Genomic DNA, 17,629 nt, shown 5'->3' with positions numbered 1-17,629 from the left:
TATTGAACCGCCGTATACGGATCCGTACGTACGGTGGTGTGAGAGGTCGGAGCCGTGAGGCTCCTCCTACTCGATTTAAATGAATAAAATTTCACGTATTTGAACCGGAGTTGCTACTTTTGTCGTAATCGTGCTATTAATGGATGAATTTTCTATGTTATAATGGATAAAACTTCGGGTAGAACGACGATGAGGAGGAAAATGGATGGATATGGTCGGTAAAGAAGAAGCCCTTCAAATCTTAAAAAATGACACCGAAAAAATTTACTCTTTAATCGATAGTCAAAAAGAACATCTTTGTTTTGCTGCTTGCCCAGCGTTTGAAGAAGTGGTTGATACGCAGTTATTTGGATTATCCAAACAGATTGATTTTGCCATTCGCTTAGGGATTTTAGAGAAAGAGGAAGGGTATCGCATTTTAAGCGACTTAGAAACTTCCTTAAACAATATGTATAATCAGTATTATGAAACTCATAAACCTGAATTACCGATAAAAGAGGAATGATAATGAAACAGAAAGAAAATGTAATCTTGCAGGGGTTCAAACTAAAATTTCGTTATTTTGATTGGAAGCTGCTTGCTCCGTATTTATTGATGATGGCGATCGGGGTAATCATGGTCTATAGTTCTAGCAGCTACATGGCAATGACCCTCTTTAATAATTCTGAGTACTTCTTTATTCGGCAATTGGTTTTTGCTGTTGTGAGTTTGGGGATTGTAGGATTTCTTTCCCTCATCAATCACCGAATCATAAAATCAAAAGGACTAATCGGGATCGCACTTGTGGCCTTATTCTTCGCATTGCTGTACTTGATCGTAGTAGGGTTTATTACGAAAGGGGCGAGTGCTACGAATGGAGCGAGCGCCTGGATGAATATCGGTACATTCGGTATTCAGCCCACTGAGTTCTTGAAAATAGCGATGATTCTCTATCTGGCTGTCTTCTTCTCCAACAACCAACAAGCCTTAGCAGAGATTGGATATGAGGGCGAGAAGGACGAGGCGAAAACAACGAAGTTTCGTTTTGTTCTTAAACAGATGATTCGTTTGTTGAAGAAACCATTGATTTTTATGGCTGTATTCTTATTCTTAGTGATGTTGCAACCTGATATGGGGGGCGTCATCATTATCGGCGGGATTTGCTTTGTCATGTTTTTATTGAGCGGCATTCGCTTCCAATATGGCTTATTAGCGATTAGCGGAGTCGGAATTTTTTATACACTCTTCATTGGAATCATGAAGTTATTCGGCAATTTGCCATTCATGCCTACTTATATGGCAGAACGGTTTACAGCTTTCTTAGATCCTTTCCAAGATATGCAAGATTCTTCCTTCCAACTCGTGAATTCCTTCTATGCGTTAGCCAGAGGAGGGATGTTTGGAGTTGGATTAGGGGAAAGTGTTCAAAAATCTGGATATTTACCTGAATCACATACGGACTTCATCATTTCCATTACGGCTGAGGAATTGGGATTAGTAGGAGTGGTGGTAGTCTTAACGCTCTTCTTTTACTTGGTCTACCGAATTTACCGGATTAGTTTACGAGTGAAGGATTCGTATAGCCAATTGGTTTGTATCGGGATTGCGACGATGTTCTTGATTCAAGGAACGATTAATGTGGGTGGAGCGATTGGGATTCTTCCGCTTACAGGTGTGACGTTTCCCTTCATGAGTTATGGAGGCTCGAGTATTCTCGTTTCCTCTGTGGCAATTGGGATTATCCATAACATCTCCATTAAGAATCGGATTCGAGCAAGCCAAGCGTAACATTTTTTGATAAGGTAAAGAGGAAGAGGCGGGAGAATGATTCCAGCCTCTTTTGCCGAAGCAATCAACCAAAAGTCAGGAGTTTTTGTTTTGACAAGAAGAAACTGGTGGGGAAAATGATAAAACGGGTGTTTGTATTAAGTGTTCTATTTTTATTTAGTTTATACTACCTCCCGATTTTTGTTGAGCAACAAGAAATGCCGGCAACAAAAGGTACCAATGAAGAAATACAGGAAAAAACGATGGATATGGAAGATCGAGTTTATCCGATGCCGGTCAGTGGTTATGAGCATTACATGAATGAGCCTGTGGAGCAGTATATGGCGCGATACGGGGAGCCTGCTCGGATTGCACCGAGCGGTCTGGGAACAGAGTGGTGGACCTATGACACAGATCCAGAGAAGTATGTTCAGCTGGAAGTAAAAGACAATACGATCTATTCAATTTTTGTTTTAGGCAATCAAATCAACACGGGGCCTTTTCGGATTGGGATGAGCCGTGAAAATGTCTATGACGAAACCGAGTTAGCCAAAGAGTTTATTTTTACGGAAGAAGGAAAAGAATACTATCTTTCCTTATCTGCCCAAGAATGGAAATGGTTCCCGTTGATTCAGTTTGAAAACGAAACCTTTTTAATGATTTTCATTCATCCCGAAAATAACGAAATTTATGGACTGCATTACGTATCTCCCCAGCAATTAAGGGATCTGAATTTCTACACGGTTGTGAATACGGAAACGGAAGAAGCAGAACCGGTCATTGAGGTTCCTGTACAAAGTCCAGCAGTGCTGGCAGAGAAAGAAAGACAGCTCTACAGCTACATTGAAATGAGTCGTTTGAACAAGGACCTTCCATCTTTAGAACCCTCAACCGAACTAAATGAACTGGCAGAGGAGATGACGGAGGAGCTTGGCAAAGGGGAATTGACCTTTGAAGAAATGCCTCCGACTGACGAGATAGATCAAGAAGTAGAAAGTTTATATATTAGTGGAGACCGAATCTTCGATACGCCAACTCAATTTGGTTTGTTGTTTTCGAATAAGAATAATCGGAAAGTTCTCAAAGAACCATCTTTTCAATCGATCGCTCTCAAAGTCATTGATGACGATTTATTATTCCTACTCAAGTAAGGGGAATTGCGAATGATTATTAACGAAGAACTATTCGCTTTAGAAAAAAAGTGTGAAGAAGTTGTAACACAAATCGAAGCAAGTCAGGCAATGAAAGAGTTTAAAGCAGCCAAAAAAGTTTTAGAGGCCTCCAAAGAAGCGAAGGAAAAGATTGCTCTCTTCCAGGAAGCAAAGGAGAAGTTCAGTCAGATTGAAGCTTACGGAACGTATGCTCCTGACTATGAGGGGACGAGAAGAGAACTCTACCAAGCGAAACGGGTGATGGATATGGATGAAGCCGTCTATCAATACCGAATGGCAGAACGAAATCTTCAAGTACAGTTGGACTTGATTGCCAAACGGATTGCGTCCGCGGTGTCGAACAATATTCTCGTATCCGCTGGGGATGCTTTTTCTCTATCTGTCATTGGTTTGCCGACTGCTTGCGAAATACATCTAGGAAAGAGGAAAGATATTGAACTTTGAAATGAAGGAAAGACAAGGAATCATTATCTGGGTCTATACACTCCGTCAGTTGAAAAACTTAAAACGGTTCGGCTACATTCATTATGTATCCAATCGGCTGAAGTATATCGTGATGTATGTAGACAAAGAAGAAGTGCAAGAAAAGATGGAACGTCTGCAAAGTCTCCATTATGTGCGTAAAGTAGAAATATCTCACCGTCCTGAAATCGATATGACCTTTGCTCATGCACTCGATCAAAAAGAAACAACATCCACTCTAGAATCAAAATAAATCGAGGTGAACGCAATGCGAGTAATTGCAGGAGAATACAAAGGGAGAAGATTGAAGCCTGTTCCAGGAGACAATACACGTCCGACAACCGATAAAGTAAAGGAATCCTTATTTAATATCATTGGTCCTTATTTCGATGGGGGTTGGTGCTTGGATTTGTTTGCCGGAAGCGGTGGCTTAGCGATTGAAGCGGTGTCGAGAGGGATGGAACATGCGGTTCTCTCCGAAAAAAATCGAAAAGCGGTTCAAGTGATTCGCGAAAATATTGAAGTAACAAAAGAAAAAGAACGATTTACCGTTTTGTTCGGGGACTCGCGGAAAAATGTGGAAAAGTTTGCTCAAGAGCATGCAGGTCAAACCTTCCAAATGGTCTTCATTGACCCGCCTTATCAAGCAGAGAAAACGGAGTCCGATATTCAGTTGCTTCTGGCTCATCAAGTAGTGGACGAAGAAACAGTATTCGTTTGTGAAATGGACAAGTATCATGAGTTGCCGGATCAAATTGGACCGTATCAAAAAAGAAAACGTGCGGTATATGGCACAATTGCCATCGAGATTTTTGAAGGGATGGGTGAGTAAATGAAGAAGATTGCCTTATTTCCAGGAAGTTTTGATCCCTTAACCAATGGGCATATGGATACAATCAGAAGAGGAACGCATGTATTTGATGAAGTGGTGGTCGCCATTTCAACAAATACTTCCAAAAAGTCACTTTTTACTGGTGAGGAACGAATTTCCTTAGCCAAACAAGTTCTGGGAGACAACCCCAAGGTAAAAGTGGTCCCTCATAACGGCGGCCTCACAGTTGAGATGGCGAAGGAGTTAGGCGCTACCGCGTTACTTCGTGGAGTGCGAAATGTAAAAGATTTCGAATATGAAGAAAGCATCGCCATGATGAACCGTCTCCAAGCCGCAGAACTAGAAACCGTTCTTTTACTGGCTTCGCCGGAGTATCGCTTCATCAGTTCTAGTTTGATTAAGGAAGTCGCCATGTTCGGTGGTGATATTTCTCAACTTGTTCCAAAAGTAATAGAAGATGCAATGAAAGAGAAATACGCAAAATAATAATGAATGAGGTAGACAATGAAATTAGTAAAACGGATTATTCAACTTATCTTTACCGTTCTCATTAGTCTTTTTATTTTAATTGGTATTATGAACTTTTTATCTGCACCTTCAGCTTCAGGGTTGTTTGGCCATAAAGGATACATTGTCATCAGCGGCAGTATGGAACCAGCGTTTTCGCCAGGAGATTACGCAATTGTAAAAGGTGAGCCTTTTGAAAGCATTGGCGTTGACGAAGTCATTACCTTTCTAGACGATGACACAATCGTGACGCATCGAGTGAAAGAAATTACGGAAGAAGGGCTCGTCACCAAAGGGGATGCGAATAACAACGAGGATGCGGTCCTTGTAGCAAGAGAAAATTATATTGGTACCCTGAAATGGCTATTGCCAGGCTTCGGAAGCATCATCCTGTTTCTCCAACAGCCCTTTGTATTTCCAGTGATGATTTTCTTGGTGGGGGCATATGTCATCTATCTTTATTTCCACTCAGATGATGAACCAGAAGAACAAACGACAACAAATTAGGATGTATGAATACAATAATCGGGTAGCTGGAGTTCATTCTGGCTACTTTTTTCTTTTTAAATAAAGGAAACTGCTTCTTTTTGCGTACTTATTAAGAGAGGAGTGGTGACAATGGAAAATTGGAGAACATGGGTGAAAAAGTACCAGCTTTTTTTGTTAGCAGGTTTTATTTTGCTTCAAACAATTGGAATCGGGTTGCTGCTGCTGAACCGCGAACCAGCGGAGGAGGAAGCACCTTTATCGGACTGGGTCATCGAAGAAGAGGAATCGAGTACCGCAGCTCCTATTTTGGAAAGTACGGTCGAGCCAGTTGAATGGATGGTGGATATTAAGGGCGAGGTAAGAAACCCTGGCGTTTATCCGGTTGAACAGAATATGCGCGTATATGATGTCATCGAATTGGCAGGGGGGCTAAAAGACGAAGCGAATACGGCAACTTTGAATTTTGCCCAGCAGCTGAGTGATCAGATGATGATTTATGTGCCGCATAAGGATGAAGAAGTGGTTCCGGTTCAAAGTCAACTTCCGAGCGAAAATGTTGCAGAAACCGATTTGATTAACCTCAATGAAGCAGATGTGACCGCTCTTTTGACCTTGCCAGGAATTGGTGAGAAGAAGGCGCAACTGATTCTGCAGTATCGAACCGATAACGGTTCCTTTGCAAACATAGAAGAGCTGATGGAAGTAAAAGGGATTGGTCAAAAAACGTTTGATGCCTTAAAAGAACAGATTACTGTATCAAAATAAAAAAGGGAAAGCATGCGGAAAAGATGGAATAAAAAAGCACTGGAAACTCCTCTCAAGTAGTGTATGATGAATAGCAAAAGGAGTGATAACAGGATGCAAGAAAGAATTCCATGGAATCAATATTTTATGGCTCAAGCGGTACTTTTATCCTTACGCAGTACCTGTACGCGCTTAGAAGTAGGGGCTACGATTGTTCGAGATAAGCGGATTATTGCAGGTGGATACAACGGGTCAGTTTCAGGTGACGTGCATTGCATTGATGACGGTTGTTATATCATCGATGGGCACTGTGTACGTACGATTCACGCCGAGATGAATGCTATTTTGCAGTGTGCAAAGTTTGGGATTCAAACACAAGGTGCTGAAATTTATGTAACCCATTTCCCTTGTCTTCCTTGCATGAAGATGATTCTTCAAGCCGGAATTAAAAAAGTATATTACTTGGAAGATTACCATAATAGTGATTATGCAATCCAATTACTCGAAAAAATGTCGGTTCCCTATGAAAAAGTGTCGCTGAATCCAAAATATTTCCAATCTTTAACGCACATTTCTCCCAATTCGTCTCAACAAGAGACAATGGAGGAACCACATGAGTGCCATACCGATCCCATTATCGAACATCTTAAAGGATAATAAAGGCTATTATTTAGTATCCAGTCTTACAGCAGCAGCCCTCATCGCGCTCATTCTTTCTCCGAAGAATGTAGTGGCGTGGGGGTTATTTGGGTTCTTTTTCGTTCGCTCGGTTTGCTTCAGGCATAAGTCTATTTTCATCTTATTAAGTCTCGTATTAGGTTTGACGACACTCTTCACACTGTTTCATGTTCACACCAATCAAACCCAACTTCCAGCAGACCTTTCTATTGGACAATTGGAAGTGTATCCTTCTGAAGTAAAGATAAACGGCAACTTGGTATCAGGGACTGCTACGTATCGAGACGGAAAAGTTCGGGAAGAAATAACGTTTTTTTACACCTTAAAGAGTGAAGGTGATAAAGATGCCTGGGAATCAATGGAAGAACCGGTCCTGCTCCGCGCACGTTTTACGCTTACGGAACCGGAAGGAGCTCGTAATCATCATCAATTTGACTATCAACGCTATTTGTATCAACGAGGAATCCATTGGACGGCAGAAATAAGCGAAATAGAAAAACAAGAAGCATTAGTGGGATGGGGACCATATTTAAGAAACGCACCGCAAAAAATGATACAAGAGATGAAGCGACGGCTTCCGGAAGGGAGAATGACCGATTATTTATTGGCAATGCTCTTTAATCAAGTAGAAGAAATAGACGGAGAAGTAATGGATTCTTACCGAAAGATAGGAGTTATTCATCTTTTCTCAATTTCAGGGATGCATGTTCAGTTTCTCATCGTGCTGATTCGATTTTTACTGTTGCGAAGTGGTGTTACAAAGGAAACTTCCCGTTTCTTTCTGCTGGTCAGTATTATTTTCTATGGTCTTTTGGTTGGAAGTGGGGTCGGTATTTTTCGGGCAGTTTTGACAAACGTCTTGTTGATAGGTGCTGAAATGGCTGGCACGAAGATGGATGCAAAGGATGCATTTGCTTGTACAATTCTCCTTGCATTATGGCTAAATCCGTTTCTCCTTTTCCAAATCTCTTTCCAATTAAGCTATGGACTGGCTGGAATTCTATATTTGTTAGCAGGTCCCCTAAAGAAAAGCCATTTATCGGCTTTTTCTCAATCGATTCTCTTGTCCTTTATCATGACCATCGTTTCCTTTCCCATTTTAAGCTATCATTTCTTTGAAGTAACGTGGCTGGGAATGTTCGTAAACATTATCTTTACCTTCTTTTTTTCCAATTGCTTCTTTCCTTTATTTTGGCTGGTAGCGCTATTGGCAGTCTTGCAGGTGCCGCTCCCATTTTTGATGATTCCCCACTTCATTTTGGAGCGGGCGCTCTTGTTGATGGAACAAATGACCCGTTACCTAGCAGAGTTGGATGCCTTTGTTATGATTACAGGGCGACCCAATGCTTTTTGGTATGGCGTATTGGGGATGGGAATCATTGCTTTTTTAATAGCGATGGAACAAGGGAAGGGGAAAAGGAGCCGCTTTTTTCTCTTGGTGCTTTCCTTTGTCTTCTTTTATTTTGCTCCCTATCTTGATCCTACAGGGAAAGTCATTCACTTGGACGTGGGACAAGGTGATGCCATTTTATTTATCGCCCCACATCAAAAAGGAACAGCCTTGCTGGATACAGGCGGGAAGCTTCCGTTTTTCCAAACAGAAGATTGGCAAGTCCGAGTGGATAAAAATCGTCATCAAAAAGAACTGGTCAACAGCTTGAAGGCGGAAGGGGTACGTCGTTTGGATGCGGTGATGGTAACTCATAGCGACCAGGATCACTTGGGAAACGTAAGCTATTTGGCGAATGAATATGAGATTGAAAACATGTACCTTGCTTCTGGGATGGAAGAAACACTTGCTTGGCAAGAACAAATGAGTAAAATAAAGGATCCCAACTTTCAAGTTTATCCGGTTCAGGCATCCCAACAGATTGCTGTACGGGATTTTGTATTTGAAGTATTAAGTCCACAGGAAAAAGGGAAGGGCACGAATGAGGACTCACTGGTTCTGGCTGCACAAATAGGAGGCTATCGCTGGCTCTTCACGGGGGATTTGGATGAAGCGGGGGAACGAGCTGTGCTGGAGCGGTATCCAAGCCTAGCAGTCGATTTTTTGAAGATTGGGCATCATGGGAGTATTACCTCTACCTCCGAAGCTTTCTTAGAACAATTAAATCCTAAAGCAGCGCTCATTTCTGTCGGGAAGAACAATCGGTATGGACATCCAGAGCCTACTGTCATCGATCGGCTAGAAGAACGGAAAATTGTTATTTTTCGTACCGACCAACAAGGAGCGATCCATTTTCTTTACAATCAGCAGAAACAGAGCTTTGAAATTATGCTACAATAAGTGGGAAATAGTGAGGAATGGAATGAGAACCGATGAGTTATGCAACCGAGTTAGTAAAAATAAGAAAAGGCCAATTTAGTCCGGTATATTTATTTCTAGGGACGGAGTCTTTCTTCATCCAAGAAGCAAGGGAAGCTCTCTTGCGTCATTCAATGGACGAGGGCGACCAAGAACTGAATGTAGGGGTCTATAACTTGGAAGAAGTCCCTCTTGACCGGGCCTTAGAAGATGCAGAGTCGCTGCCTTTTTTTGGCGAACGCAGATTGGTGATTGCCGAAAATCCGCAATTTCTTACAGGGGAGAAACCGAAGAATAATTTGGAACATGATATTGGTTGGCTGGAAGCGTACGTAAATCAACCGGCAGATACCACTATTCTGACTTTTTTTGCTCCCTATGAGAAGTTGGATAACCGGAAGAAGATTAGCAAGCTATTACAGAAAAAAGCTACGATTGTCGATGTATCGCCGCTTGGTGCAACCGAAACACGCCAATACTTGAGTCGCTATGTAAAAGAAGAGGGCTTTGATATGGATCGCAACACAGCTCAATTCTTTTTTGAGCGTACAGAAGAAAATCTATCCAAAGGAATTCATGAATTACAGAAGCTCTTCCTAGCTGCAATGGATACAAAAAAGATCACCAAAAAAATGGTAGAAGACTTGGTGCCGCGTAATTTAGAGCAAAATATTTTTGAGATTGTGACAGATGTGCTGAATAAGAATACGCAGCAGGCAATTCAAACGTATCGTGATTTGATCTTGCAAAAAGAAGAACCGATTAAAATTAATGCCATTCTTCTCGGGCAGTTCCGCTTGCTTTTGCAAGTAAAATTGTTGGCGAAGAAAGGGTATCAGCAACCTGATATGGCAAAAGTTTTGAAAATTCATCCGTACCGAATTAAGCTTGCGAACCAACAAATCCGCAATCTCAGTGAAGAAGTTTTGATGCGGGCATATCTTGGGTTGGTTGAAGCAGAGAAAAACATGAAAACGGGGAACAGCTTGAAAGAAATCCAGTTTGAACTCTTCATGCTCCAATATGCGGGAACTTAAAAAAGCAGGCCGGATGGCCTGCTTTTTGCTTTAAGAGAAATTATTTATTCAATTTCTTAGCAAGACGTGATTTGTCACGAGATGCTTTATTGTTATGGATTAAACCTTTTGATGCTGCAGAGTCGATTGCTTTGAATGCATCTTGTAACAACGCTTGGCTGTTATCTGCACCTTCTGCTACTGCTGCTTCATATTTCTTGATAGCAGTACGCATTGCGCTTTTTTTAGCGTTGTTCAATTCGTTTGCTTTTTCGCTTGTACGAGCACGTTTGATAGCTGAATCAATATTTGGCATTGGGTTCACCCCTCCTTTGGTATTTCAACTTACGTCAGACAAAATGTCAACACGCCATATTATACATAAAATCAATAGGCTTTGCAATAAAAATTGAAAACCAGTTGTTTGGCGAAAAGGCGCAATGGTGGTAAAATAGTAGGGTATAGAAAAAAGGAGAATGGTGAATGAAAGACCAATTTCAACTAACATCAAATTATCAACCAAGCGGAGACCAACCAGAAGCAATTCGTCAGCTAATTGAAGGCTTAGAAGCGAATAAGAAAGCGCAAATCCTCTTGGGTGCTACCGGAACTGGGAAGACTTTTACTGTTGCGAATGTCATTCAAGAAGTAAATCGTCCAACTTTGGTGTTGGCGCATAATAAAACATTGGCAGGACAATTATACGGAGAATTAAAAGAATTTTTTCCTAATAACGCTGTCGAATACTTTGTCAGTTACTACGATTACTATCAACCAGAAGCGTATGTTCCCTCCAGTGACACGTATATAGAAAAAGAAGCCAGCGTAAATGATGAAATTGATAAACTACGCCATTCCGCCACCAGTTCGTTGTTAGAACGGCGTGATGTGATTGTAGTCGCTTCAGTTTCCTGTATTTACGGATTAGTGAATCCAGAAAACTACCGTGAGCATGTCCTTTCGATTCGGCAAGGTATGGAGATGGAGCGCAATGAATTGCTGCGTCGTCTCGTTGATATGCAGTTTGAACGAAACGATATCGACTTTCAGCGGGGGAGATTCCGTGTGCGCGGAGATGTGGTAGAAATCTTCCTTGCATCCAGAGAGAGTGAGGCAATTCGCGTTGAATTCTTCGGCGATGAGATTGACCGTATCCGAGAAGTGGATGTATTGACCGGTGAAATTAAAAATGACGTTGATCATTTCCCAATCTTCCCGGCAACGCACTTCGTAGCCAATGAAGGGCAAGTTCTACAGGCGGTCGGAACCATTCGTGCTGAGTTGAAAGAACGCTTAGCCGAATTACGAGCAGAAAACAAATTACTGGAAGCACAAAGATTAGAACAACGAACCAACTATGATATCGAAATGCTGCTTGAGATGGGATATTGTAACGGAATCGAGAACTATTCACGTCATATGGATGGAAGAAAGCCGGGACAAGCACCGTATACGTTAATCGACTTTTTCCCGGATGACTTTTTAATCGTCGTAGATGAATCGCACATGACCATGCCACAAATACGCGGAATGTATAATGGAGACCGGGCGCGTAAACAACAATTGATTGATTTTGGTTTCCGGTTGCCGTCTGCTCTTGATAACCGACCATTGAAGTTGGAAGAATTCGAAGGTCATGTAAATCAAATTATGTACATTTCGGCAACGCCAGGACCTTATGAGTATGAGCAAACAACAGAAGTTGCCCAACAAATTATCCGTCCGACCGGGTTGCTCGATCCGATTATCGAAGTGCGGCCCATTAAAGGTCAAATTGATGACTTGATTAGTGAAATTAATATCCGCAGTGAACGCAATGAGCGTGTATTCATTACTACCTTAACCAAGAAAATGTCGGAAGACTTATCGGATTATCTGAAAGAAATCGGGATAAAAGTAAAATACTTGCACAGTGATATCAAAACATTGGAACGAACAGAAATTATCCGTGACTTGCGTTTAGGAGAGTTCGATGTCTTAATCGGAATCAACTTGCTACGGGAAGGGCTGGATGTCCCGGAAGTTTCCTTAGTAGCCATTTTAGATGCGGATAAGGAAGGGTTCCTGCGAAGCGAGCGAGCGCTGATTCAAACGATCGGCCGTGCGGCGCGTAACGAGAACGGGAAGGTCATCATGTATGCAGAACGCATTACCGATTCCATGCAGAAAGCAATCGATGAGACTAAACGTCGTCGTACCATTCAAGAAGAATACAACGAAAAACATGGCATTGTACCAAAGACCATCATCAAAGAAGTGCGCGATTTAATTCGAATTACCCATGCACCAGAAGATGCAGACGAAGAGATGAGCACGCTGGAAATGTCAAAACAAATGACGATGGAACAACGACGTGCTTTTGTCGAACAAATCGAATTGGAAATGCGTCAAGCAGCGAAAGACTTGCAGTTTGAAAAAGCGGCTGAACTGCGTGATGTAGTCTTAGAATTGAAGTCGATGTACCGTGGTTTATAAGAGAATATTTTTCTTGCAATTTAGAATAAAATAAGGTAATCTTAACTCTGTATTAATTACACAACCTTGTTCTTGGTTTTGCGATTCACCAACGTATTACTCAGAATAAGGGAAAATAAGAAGAAGAGGTGAAAAGAATGGCATTGACTAAAGAACGTAAAAACGAAATCATCAAAGAATATGCGATTCATGAAGGAGATACTGGTTCCCCAGAAGTACAAATTGCTGTACTTACTTACGAAATCAATCTTTTAAATGAACATGCACGTACACACAAGAAGGACCATCATTCTTACCGTGGATTGATGAAAAAAGTTGGACACCGTCGTAACTTGTTGGCATACCTACGTAAAAAAGATGTACAACGTTACCGTGATTTAATCCAAAGACTAGGATTACGTCGTTAAGCATAACTGATCAAGGGGCTGGGATTTTTCTCAGTCCCTTTCTTTATCGAGAAAGAAGAAATGTGTGCAAATTCATTTGAATATCGTCTATAATAAAGAGTAGCTCCCTCCGCTTGGCACTACTATGCAAATGTGAGTTCATTTACCAAAATGAGTTGACCTTTGTCTAGTAGTCAGCGACAGGGAAGTAATTTCAAAAAAGGGGAAATGTAGGAATGACAGAAAAGAAAGTATTCCAAATGGAATGGGCAGGCCGTCCTTTGCAAGTGGAAATTGGCCAAATGGCAAAGCAAGCAAATGGGGCTGTGCTTGTACGCTATGGTGATACCGTTGTTCTCACAGCAGCAGTAGGATCGAGAGAACCAAAAGATGCAGGGTTCTTCCCACTGACTGTGAACTATGAAGAAAAAATGTATTCAGTAGGGAAAATTCCTGGTGGATTTATTAAACGTGAAGGACGCCCAAGCGAGCACGCAACGCTAACAGCTCGTATGATTGACCGTCCATTGCGTCCATTGTTCCCAGAAGGATTCCGTAATGAAGTGCAAGTAACGAACATTGTTATGTCCGTTGATCAAGCATGTACACCAGAGATGGCAGCAATGCTTGGTTCATCTTTAGCTGTTTCCATTTCAGATATTCCATTTTCTGGCCCAGTTGCTGGTGTGAACGTTGGTCGCGTAAACGGCGAACTGATTTTGAACCCAACTCCAGAACAATTAGAAGTTTCTGATATTGAATTAACCGTTGCTGGTACGAAAGATGCAATCAACATGGTAGAAAGCAGTGCAAAAGTAGTTTCAGAAGAAGGAATGCTAGAAGCACTTCTATTCGGTCATGAAGCAATTAAAGAACTATGCGCATTCCAAGCAGAAATCGTTGCTGAACTTGGCAAGGAAAAAATGGATGTGATCTTGCTAGCTAATAACCAAGACTTGGTAAAACAAATGAGCGATGCTTTCAGTACAAAAATGAAAGAAGCGATTTTGACCAAAGACAAATTGGAACGTAACGAAAAAATTGAAGCAGTAAAAGTAGAAATCGTTGACCACTTTACTGATTTATATATGGAAGACGAAAACTTTGTGGGTATTTTGAAAGAAGTACAACAAATTGCCGAAGATTTGGAAAAAGATCAAGTACGTAGCTTGATTACGGTAGATAAAATCCGTCCTGACTTCCGTAAGTTGGATGAAATTCGTTCCCTTGATTCTGAAGTAGGCCTTCTACCGCGTACACACGGTTCAGGATTGTTTACTCGTGGACAAACACAAGCCCTTTCTGCTTGTACACTTGCTCCACTTGGCGAACACCAAATTCTTGATGGTCTAGGCGTAGAAGAGGGCAAACGTTTCATCCACCACTACAACTTCCCACAATTCTCTGTAGGTAGCACAGGTCGTGCAGGATCACCTGGACGTCGTGAAATTGGACATGGAGCACTGGGCGAACGCGCTTTGAAACAAGTGATTCCTGATGTAGATGCATTCCCATACACGATTCGTTTAGTAGCCGACGTACTAGAATCAAACGGTTCTTCTTCCCAAGCAAGTATTTGTGCCGGAACATTAGCTTTGATGGACGCAGGTGTTCCAATTAAAGCTCCTGTAGCAGGGATTGCAATGGGATTGGTAAAAGATGGCGAAAACTACACCATTCTAACGGATATCCAAGGGATGGAAGACCATCTAGGCGATATGGACTTTAAGGTTGCAGGTACAAGAGAAGGAATCACAGCACTTCAAATGGATATCAAGATTGACGGAATTACGTCTCAAATCTTGGAAGAAGCATTAATCCAAGCGAAACAAGCACGGATTGAAATTCTTGACCATATGGAAAGTGTTATTGCAGCTCCACGCGAAGAACTTTCTCCATATGCACCGAAGATTGAAATGATGCAAATCAAACCTGAGAAAATCAAAGTGGTAATTGGTAAAGGTGGCGACACTATCAACTCCATTATTGATCAAACAGGAGTTAAAATTGACATCGATCAAGATGGTAACGTAAGTATTGCTTCTGCTGATTCTGCAATGATTAAGCGTGCAAAAGAGATCATTGAAGAATTGACGCATGAAGTAAAACCTGGTGAAATCTACGAAGGAACAGTGAAACGCATTGAGAAATTTGGTGCTTTCGTTGAAATCCTTAAAGGAAAAGACGGATTGCTTCACATCTCTGAAATTGCTAACGAACGTGTTCGCGCAGTAGAAGATGTACTGACTCTTGGTGACAAGATTGAAGTAAAAGTAATTGAAATCGACCGTCAAGGAAGAATTAACCTTTCTCGCAAAGCTTTGCTGAAGAAAGAAGAAACAGAATAAGATAGAAGAGAGGTTGCGGCATGAAATTCATGCCCAGCCTCTTTTTTTATAGAGAGAAATGGGTGACTAGATAAGAGGAGTGGTTTTGATGAAAACGCTTTGTTTTAAGGTAGTAATCTTATATAATACAAGTAGCAAGTGGCACTCATGAAAAGGAGGGACGGACAGATGCTAGGTAATTACCGCAGAATTCTGACACCTGTTGATGAGTCGCAACAAGCAGACCACATGTTTAAGAAAGCAATCGCTATCGCGAAGCGAAACGAGGCAGAAATTTTTCTAGTCCATGTCACTGATACAAGGTACGAATCACTCTCACCTGAACATTCCTTGGTTGACTATACGGATTTTGATACAACCTTTTTAGCGGAAAAAGAAAAGTTGGGTCAGGAAGCAGAGGTAACGATTCGAACGTTTATTGTCCAGGGGAACCCAAAAGAAATCATTGCTCAACAGTTTCCCAAAGAGCATCAGATTGATTTAATCGTCATTGGAGCTACTGGAAAAGGAGCCATTAATCGCGCACTTGTTGGATCTGTATCCAGCTATGTCATCAAACATGCAACAACAGATGTATTAGTCGTCAGATAACCATACGACTTCTCTTCTCTTTAGAATGATCACCAAAAGGGAGGGGAAGTTTTTGTATGGAGGAAGGAATTTGAAAAGCGTTTGTTTTTTAGTGAATTTCTCTTTATACTAAAGAGTGCGTAAACAATCACATTTGATTAGAGAGGAGTTATGTGCAAAAAGATGATACAGGACTATATGGAGGAAGTAATTAGATTAGTAGACTTGAAGCAGAACCTTCCCATTAATGAGAGCGTTTATAAAGGGTTGAAGCAGGCCATTATTCAAGGTGTAATCCCCGTTGAGGAACGAATCAATGAAAAGGAATATGCAGAACGATTGAATATTAGCCGTACCCCAATCAGAGAAGCGTTGCGCCGAATGGAAGAAGAGCGTCTCGTTGAGAGAATTCCAGGTTTTGGTACGGTAGTGAAAAAAATAACCATTGCAGATGCAATCGAAATCTTTAAAATTCGAAAAGTCTTGGAGATTTTATCTACAATCAGTGCGATGAATCTGATGACGAAAGAAGATTTTAATGAATTGCGTATCTTATTGGAAAAGACCGAAGAGGCAAATGATCGCGATGACATTCAATTGGTAACTAAATACTTCGGTGATTTCAACAGCATGATTTATCGATTTAGCGGTATGCCGCGTCTGGCACAAATTGTTACCTCGTTGAGTGAGTACTTGAGAAGATTCCGCGATATATCACTGAAAGAAAGTCCAAGAAGAGATAAAGCAATTCGAGAACACTGGATGATTTACCGAGGCATGTTAGAAAAAGATGAAAAAGGGCTTACTGAAATTATTACGAAGCACCTAGAATATTCTAAAGAACATATTATTTTAGAAATGCTCAAGGGGGATGAACAGAATGTGCGTTAAATTGGAGGAAAAAGCAGAGCGCTGGAGTCAACGACTAGGCAGCTATGCTGAACAATCCCTTTTAACTGAGGCCGTTCTGTCACCCAAACCAGGATTAGTAGATGCATACGACGCAGGAGCGCATACGGATATGGATATCCATACTTTTATCTTAAGTGCTGTTGTTTTTCGTCCTTATTTTACAGAACTGGTTCAACTCGGTATGCAACACAAGGGAGACGTAAAAGAACTTCTTCCCCTGATCCGTGAAATCGGAATCAAAGCCGAGAGAGCCATGTTTGAGGAGACGAAGGGAATTAATACCCACAAGGGCGTTATCTTCTCTATCGGTATTTTATTGACCGCATACGGGGTTTATCTTCAAGCCATTCTAGACGAACAAGAAGAACTGCCTGCCTTCACTCCGACTGAAACAAATCTTGTCGTAGACTATGTAAAACAAATCACAGAAGGACTCGTGGAGCGGGAATTAAATCATTTAGAAAACAAATCATTTCTTACAAATGGAGAGAAATTATACCAAAAGTATGGAATTACCGGTGTGCGTGGGGAAGTCGAACAGGGATTTCCCTCTGTGATGGAGGAAGTAATGCCTTATTTACGAGCAACCGTAGATTTGAAGACGGACGATCGGCTGTTAGAAGCTCTCTTTTTGCTGATGGCGTCCAGCGAGGACTCGAACATTATTCATCGCAGTAATATCGAAACGTTGCAAGAAGTAAAAAAACAAGCGAAAGAATTTCTAGCACAAGGCGGCATGAAGCAGCCAGATGCGATCCAAAAAATAACCCAATTTAATAAAGAATTCATTTCTAAGAACATTAGTCCAGGAGGCTCAGCTGATTTATTATCCGTTGCATTTTTACTGGCGAAAATGGAAAGAATCATTTAAAAAAGCCAGTCATTTGAAAAGACAAATGACTGGCTCTTTGTTGTGCGCCCAGCATGGGCGATAACTTGGTGGTGAAAGTCCACTACAGGCTTGGCAGTAGGAACTGTTAGCTG

The 17,629-nt window shown here is 41.4% G+C and carries 19 protein-coding genes; 18 read left to right on the top strand and 1 reads right to left on the bottom strand.

The annotated features are described in order from the left end of the window. The first annotated feature begins 205 nt into the window (after positions 1-205). The 12 genes from PVE40_RS10255 to holA all read left to right on the top strand — a co-directional run bounded on the left by PVE40_RS10255 (position 206) and on the right by holA (position 9,975). Complete coding sequence (locus PVE40_RS10255; protein WP_274731831.1) at positions 206-505, top strand: DUF1507 family protein; 300 nt, start codon at positions 206-208, stop codon at positions 503-505. Between the two features lie 2 nt (positions 506-507). After that, positions 508-1,767: an FtsW/RodA/SpoVE family cell cycle protein gene (locus PVE40_RS10250; protein ID WP_274731830.1), complete on the top strand. Its 1,260-nt coding sequence runs from the start codon at positions 508-510 to the stop codon at positions 1,765-1,767. A 116-nt stretch (positions 1,768-1,883) separates the two neighbouring features. Further along, the gene (locus PVE40_RS10245; RefSeq protein WP_274731833.1) at positions 1,884-2,897 is read left to right on the top strand and encodes a CAP-associated domain-containing protein; all 1,014 of its coding nucleotides are present in this window, start codon (positions 1,884-1,886) and stop codon (positions 2,895-2,897) included. Positions 2,898-2,909: 12 nt separating this feature from the next. After that, positions 2,910-3,362 carry a YlbF/YmcA family competence regulator gene (locus PVE40_RS10240; RefSeq protein ID WP_274731829.1) on the top strand — a complete coding sequence of 151 codons (453 nt, stop codon included), beginning with the start codon at positions 2,910-2,912 and terminating at the stop codon, positions 3,360-3,362. Continuing rightward, entirely contained in the window at positions 3,352-3,633 is a 282-nt protein-coding gene (locus PVE40_RS10235) for a YlbG family protein (protein ID WP_274731828.1), read from the top strand. The genes PVE40_RS10240 and PVE40_RS10235 overlap by 11 nt, the downstream gene beginning before the upstream one ends. Before the next feature lie 15 nt (positions 3,634-3,648). Further along, entirely contained in the window at positions 3,649-4,212 is a 564-nt protein-coding gene (gene rsmD / locus PVE40_RS10230) for a 16S rRNA (guanine(966)-N(2))-methyltransferase RsmD (protein ID WP_274731827.1), read from the top strand. Beyond that, positions 4,213-4,698: a pantetheine-phosphate adenylyltransferase gene (gene coaD, locus PVE40_RS10225; protein ID WP_274731826.1), complete on the top strand. Its 486-nt coding sequence runs from the start codon at positions 4,213-4,215 to the stop codon at positions 4,696-4,698. 18 nt (positions 4,699-4,716) lie between these two features. Then, complete coding sequence (locus PVE40_RS10220; RefSeq protein WP_274731825.1) at positions 4,717-5,226, top strand: signal peptidase I; 510 nt, start codon at positions 4,717-4,719, stop codon at positions 5,224-5,226. 111 nt (positions 5,227-5,337) lie between these two features. Then, the gene (locus PVE40_RS10215) at positions 5,338-5,973 is read left to right on the top strand and encodes a helix-hairpin-helix domain-containing protein (RefSeq protein WP_274731824.1); all 636 of its coding nucleotides are present in this window, start codon (positions 5,338-5,340) and stop codon (positions 5,971-5,973) included. Positions 5,974-6,066: 93 nt separating this feature from the next. Beyond that, positions 6,067-6,609 (top strand): ComE operon protein 2, encoded by a 543-nt coding sequence (locus tag PVE40_RS10210; protein ID WP_274731823.1) that lies wholly within the window; start codon positions 6,067-6,069, stop codon positions 6,607-6,609. Then, complete coding sequence (locus PVE40_RS10205; protein ID WP_274731822.1) at positions 6,566-8,920, top strand: DNA internalization-related competence protein ComEC/Rec2; 2,355 nt, start codon at positions 6,566-6,568, stop codon at positions 8,918-8,920. Before PVE40_RS10210 ends, PVE40_RS10205 begins: the two co-directional genes overlap by 44 nt. Positions 8,921-8,952: 32 nt before the next feature. Further along, positions 8,953-9,975 carry a DNA polymerase III subunit delta gene (gene holA / locus PVE40_RS10200; RefSeq protein WP_274731821.1) on the top strand — a complete coding sequence of 341 codons (1,023 nt, stop codon included), beginning with the start codon at positions 8,953-8,955 and terminating at the stop codon, positions 9,973-9,975. A 40-nt stretch (positions 9,976-10,015) separates the two neighbouring features. Here holA and rpsT read toward each other — a convergent pair whose 3' ends face one another. After that, entirely contained in the window at positions 10,016-10,270 is a 255-nt protein-coding gene (gene rpsT, locus PVE40_RS10195) for a 30S ribosomal protein S20 (RefSeq protein WP_274731820.1), read from the bottom strand. A 167-nt stretch (positions 10,271-10,437) separates the two neighbouring features. On the opposite strand from rpsT, the gene uvrB reads away from it, so the two are divergent. The 6 genes from uvrB to citG all read left to right on the top strand — a co-directional run bounded on the left by uvrB (position 10,438) and on the right by citG (position 17,516). Further along, positions 10,438-12,429, top strand: a complete 1,992-nt coding sequence (gene uvrB, locus PVE40_RS10190) for an excinuclease ABC subunit UvrB (RefSeq protein WP_274731819.1) — start codon at positions 10,438-10,440, stop codon at positions 12,427-12,429. A gap of 137 nt (positions 12,430-12,566) precedes the next feature. Continuing rightward, positions 12,567-12,836 (top strand): 30S ribosomal protein S15, encoded by a 270-nt coding sequence (rpsO, locus tag PVE40_RS10185; protein ID WP_274731818.1) that lies wholly within the window; start codon positions 12,567-12,569, stop codon positions 12,834-12,836. A 215-nt stretch (positions 12,837-13,051) separates the two neighbouring features. Then, on the top strand, positions 13,052-15,163 hold the full coding sequence (gene pnp, locus PVE40_RS10180; RefSeq protein ID WP_274731817.1) for a polyribonucleotide nucleotidyltransferase: 2,112 nt from the start codon (positions 13,052-13,054) through the stop codon (positions 15,161-15,163). 168 nt (positions 15,164-15,331) lie between these two features. Continuing rightward, complete coding sequence (locus tag PVE40_RS10175; RefSeq protein ID WP_274731816.1) at positions 15,332-15,754, top strand: universal stress protein; 423 nt, start codon at positions 15,332-15,334, stop codon at positions 15,752-15,754. Positions 15,755-15,916: 162 nt separating this feature from the next. Beyond that, on the top strand, positions 15,917-16,624 hold the full coding sequence (locus PVE40_RS10170) for a GntR family transcriptional regulator (RefSeq protein WP_420828529.1): 708 nt from the start codon (positions 15,917-15,919) through the stop codon (positions 16,622-16,624). Continuing rightward, a complete protein-coding gene (gene citG, locus PVE40_RS10165) occupies positions 16,614-17,516 on the top strand; it encodes a triphosphoribosyl-dephospho-CoA synthase CitG (RefSeq protein WP_274731815.1) in 903 nt (300 codons plus the stop codon). The genes PVE40_RS10170 and citG overlap by 11 nt, the downstream gene beginning before the upstream one ends. Positions 17,517-17,629 lie beyond the last annotated feature (113 nt).

The organism is Jeotgalibaca caeni (genome assembly GCF_028863945.1).
Taxonomy (GTDB): domain Bacteria; phylum Bacillota; class Bacilli; order Lactobacillales; family Aerococcaceae; genus Jeotgalibaca; species Jeotgalibaca caeni.
Note: the sequence above shows the minus strand (reverse complement) of the source record. Positions and strands in the feature narration are given on the sequence as shown.

What these genes read in the sequence shown, in the direction of transcription:
- PVE40_RS10175 (WP_274731816.1), top strand. Translation starts at nt 15,332, where the DNA reads ATGCTAGGTAATTACCGCAGAATTCTGACACCTGTTGATGAGTCGCAA.
- rsmD (WP_274731827.1), top strand. Translation starts at nt 3,649, where the DNA reads ATGCGAGTAATTGCAGGAGAATACAAAGGGAGAAGATTGAAGCCTGTT.
- PVE40_RS10245 (WP_274731833.1), top strand. Translation starts at nt 1,884, where the DNA reads ATGATAAAACGGGTGTTTGTATTAAGTGTTCTATTTTTATTTAGTTTA.
- uvrB (WP_274731819.1), top strand. Translation starts at nt 10,438, where the DNA reads ATGAAAGACCAATTTCAACTAACATCAAATTATCAACCAAGCGGAGAC.
- PVE40_RS10255 (WP_274731831.1), top strand. Translation starts at nt 206, where the DNA reads ATGGATATGGTCGGTAAAGAAGAAGCCCTTCAAATCTTAAAAAATGAC.
- PVE40_RS10170 (WP_420828529.1), top strand. Translation starts at nt 15,917, where the DNA reads ATGATACAGGACTATATGGAGGAAGTAATTAGATTAGTAGACTTGAAG.
- rpsO (WP_274731818.1), top strand. Translation starts at nt 12,567, where the DNA reads ATGGCATTGACTAAAGAACGTAAAAACGAAATCATCAAAGAATATGCG.
- pnp (WP_274731817.1), top strand. Translation starts at nt 13,052, where the DNA reads ATGACAGAAAAGAAAGTATTCCAAATGGAATGGGCAGGCCGTCCTTTG.
- PVE40_RS10220 (WP_274731825.1), top strand. Translation starts at nt 4,717, where the DNA reads ATGAAATTAGTAAAACGGATTATTCAACTTATCTTTACCGTTCTCATT.
- coaD (WP_274731826.1), top strand. Translation starts at nt 4,213, where the DNA reads ATGAAGAAGATTGCCTTATTTCCAGGAAGTTTTGATCCCTTAACCAAT.
- PVE40_RS10210 (WP_274731823.1), top strand. Translation starts at nt 6,067, where the DNA reads ATGCAAGAAAGAATTCCATGGAATCAATATTTTATGGCTCAAGCGGTA.
- citG (WP_274731815.1), top strand. Translation starts at nt 16,614, where the DNA reads ATGTGCGTTAAATTGGAGGAAAAAGCAGAGCGCTGGAGTCAACGACTA.
- PVE40_RS10250 (WP_274731830.1), top strand. Translation starts at nt 508, where the DNA reads ATGAAACAGAAAGAAAATGTAATCTTGCAGGGGTTCAAACTAAAATTT.
- PVE40_RS10205 (WP_274731822.1), top strand. Translation starts at nt 6,566, where the DNA reads ATGAGTGCCATACCGATCCCATTATCGAACATCTTAAAGGATAATAAA.
- rpsT (WP_274731820.1), bottom strand. Translation starts at nt 10,270, where the DNA reads ATGCCAAATATTGATTCAGCTATCAAACGTGCTCGTACAAGCGAAAAA.
- holA (WP_274731821.1), top strand. Translation starts at nt 8,953, where the DNA reads ATGAGTTATGCAACCGAGTTAGTAAAAATAAGAAAAGGCCAATTTAGT.
- PVE40_RS10240 (WP_274731829.1), top strand. Translation starts at nt 2,910, where the DNA reads ATGATTATTAACGAAGAACTATTCGCTTTAGAAAAAAAGTGTGAAGAA.
- PVE40_RS10215 (WP_274731824.1), top strand. Translation starts at nt 5,338, where the DNA reads ATGGAAAATTGGAGAACATGGGTGAAAAAGTACCAGCTTTTTTTGTTA.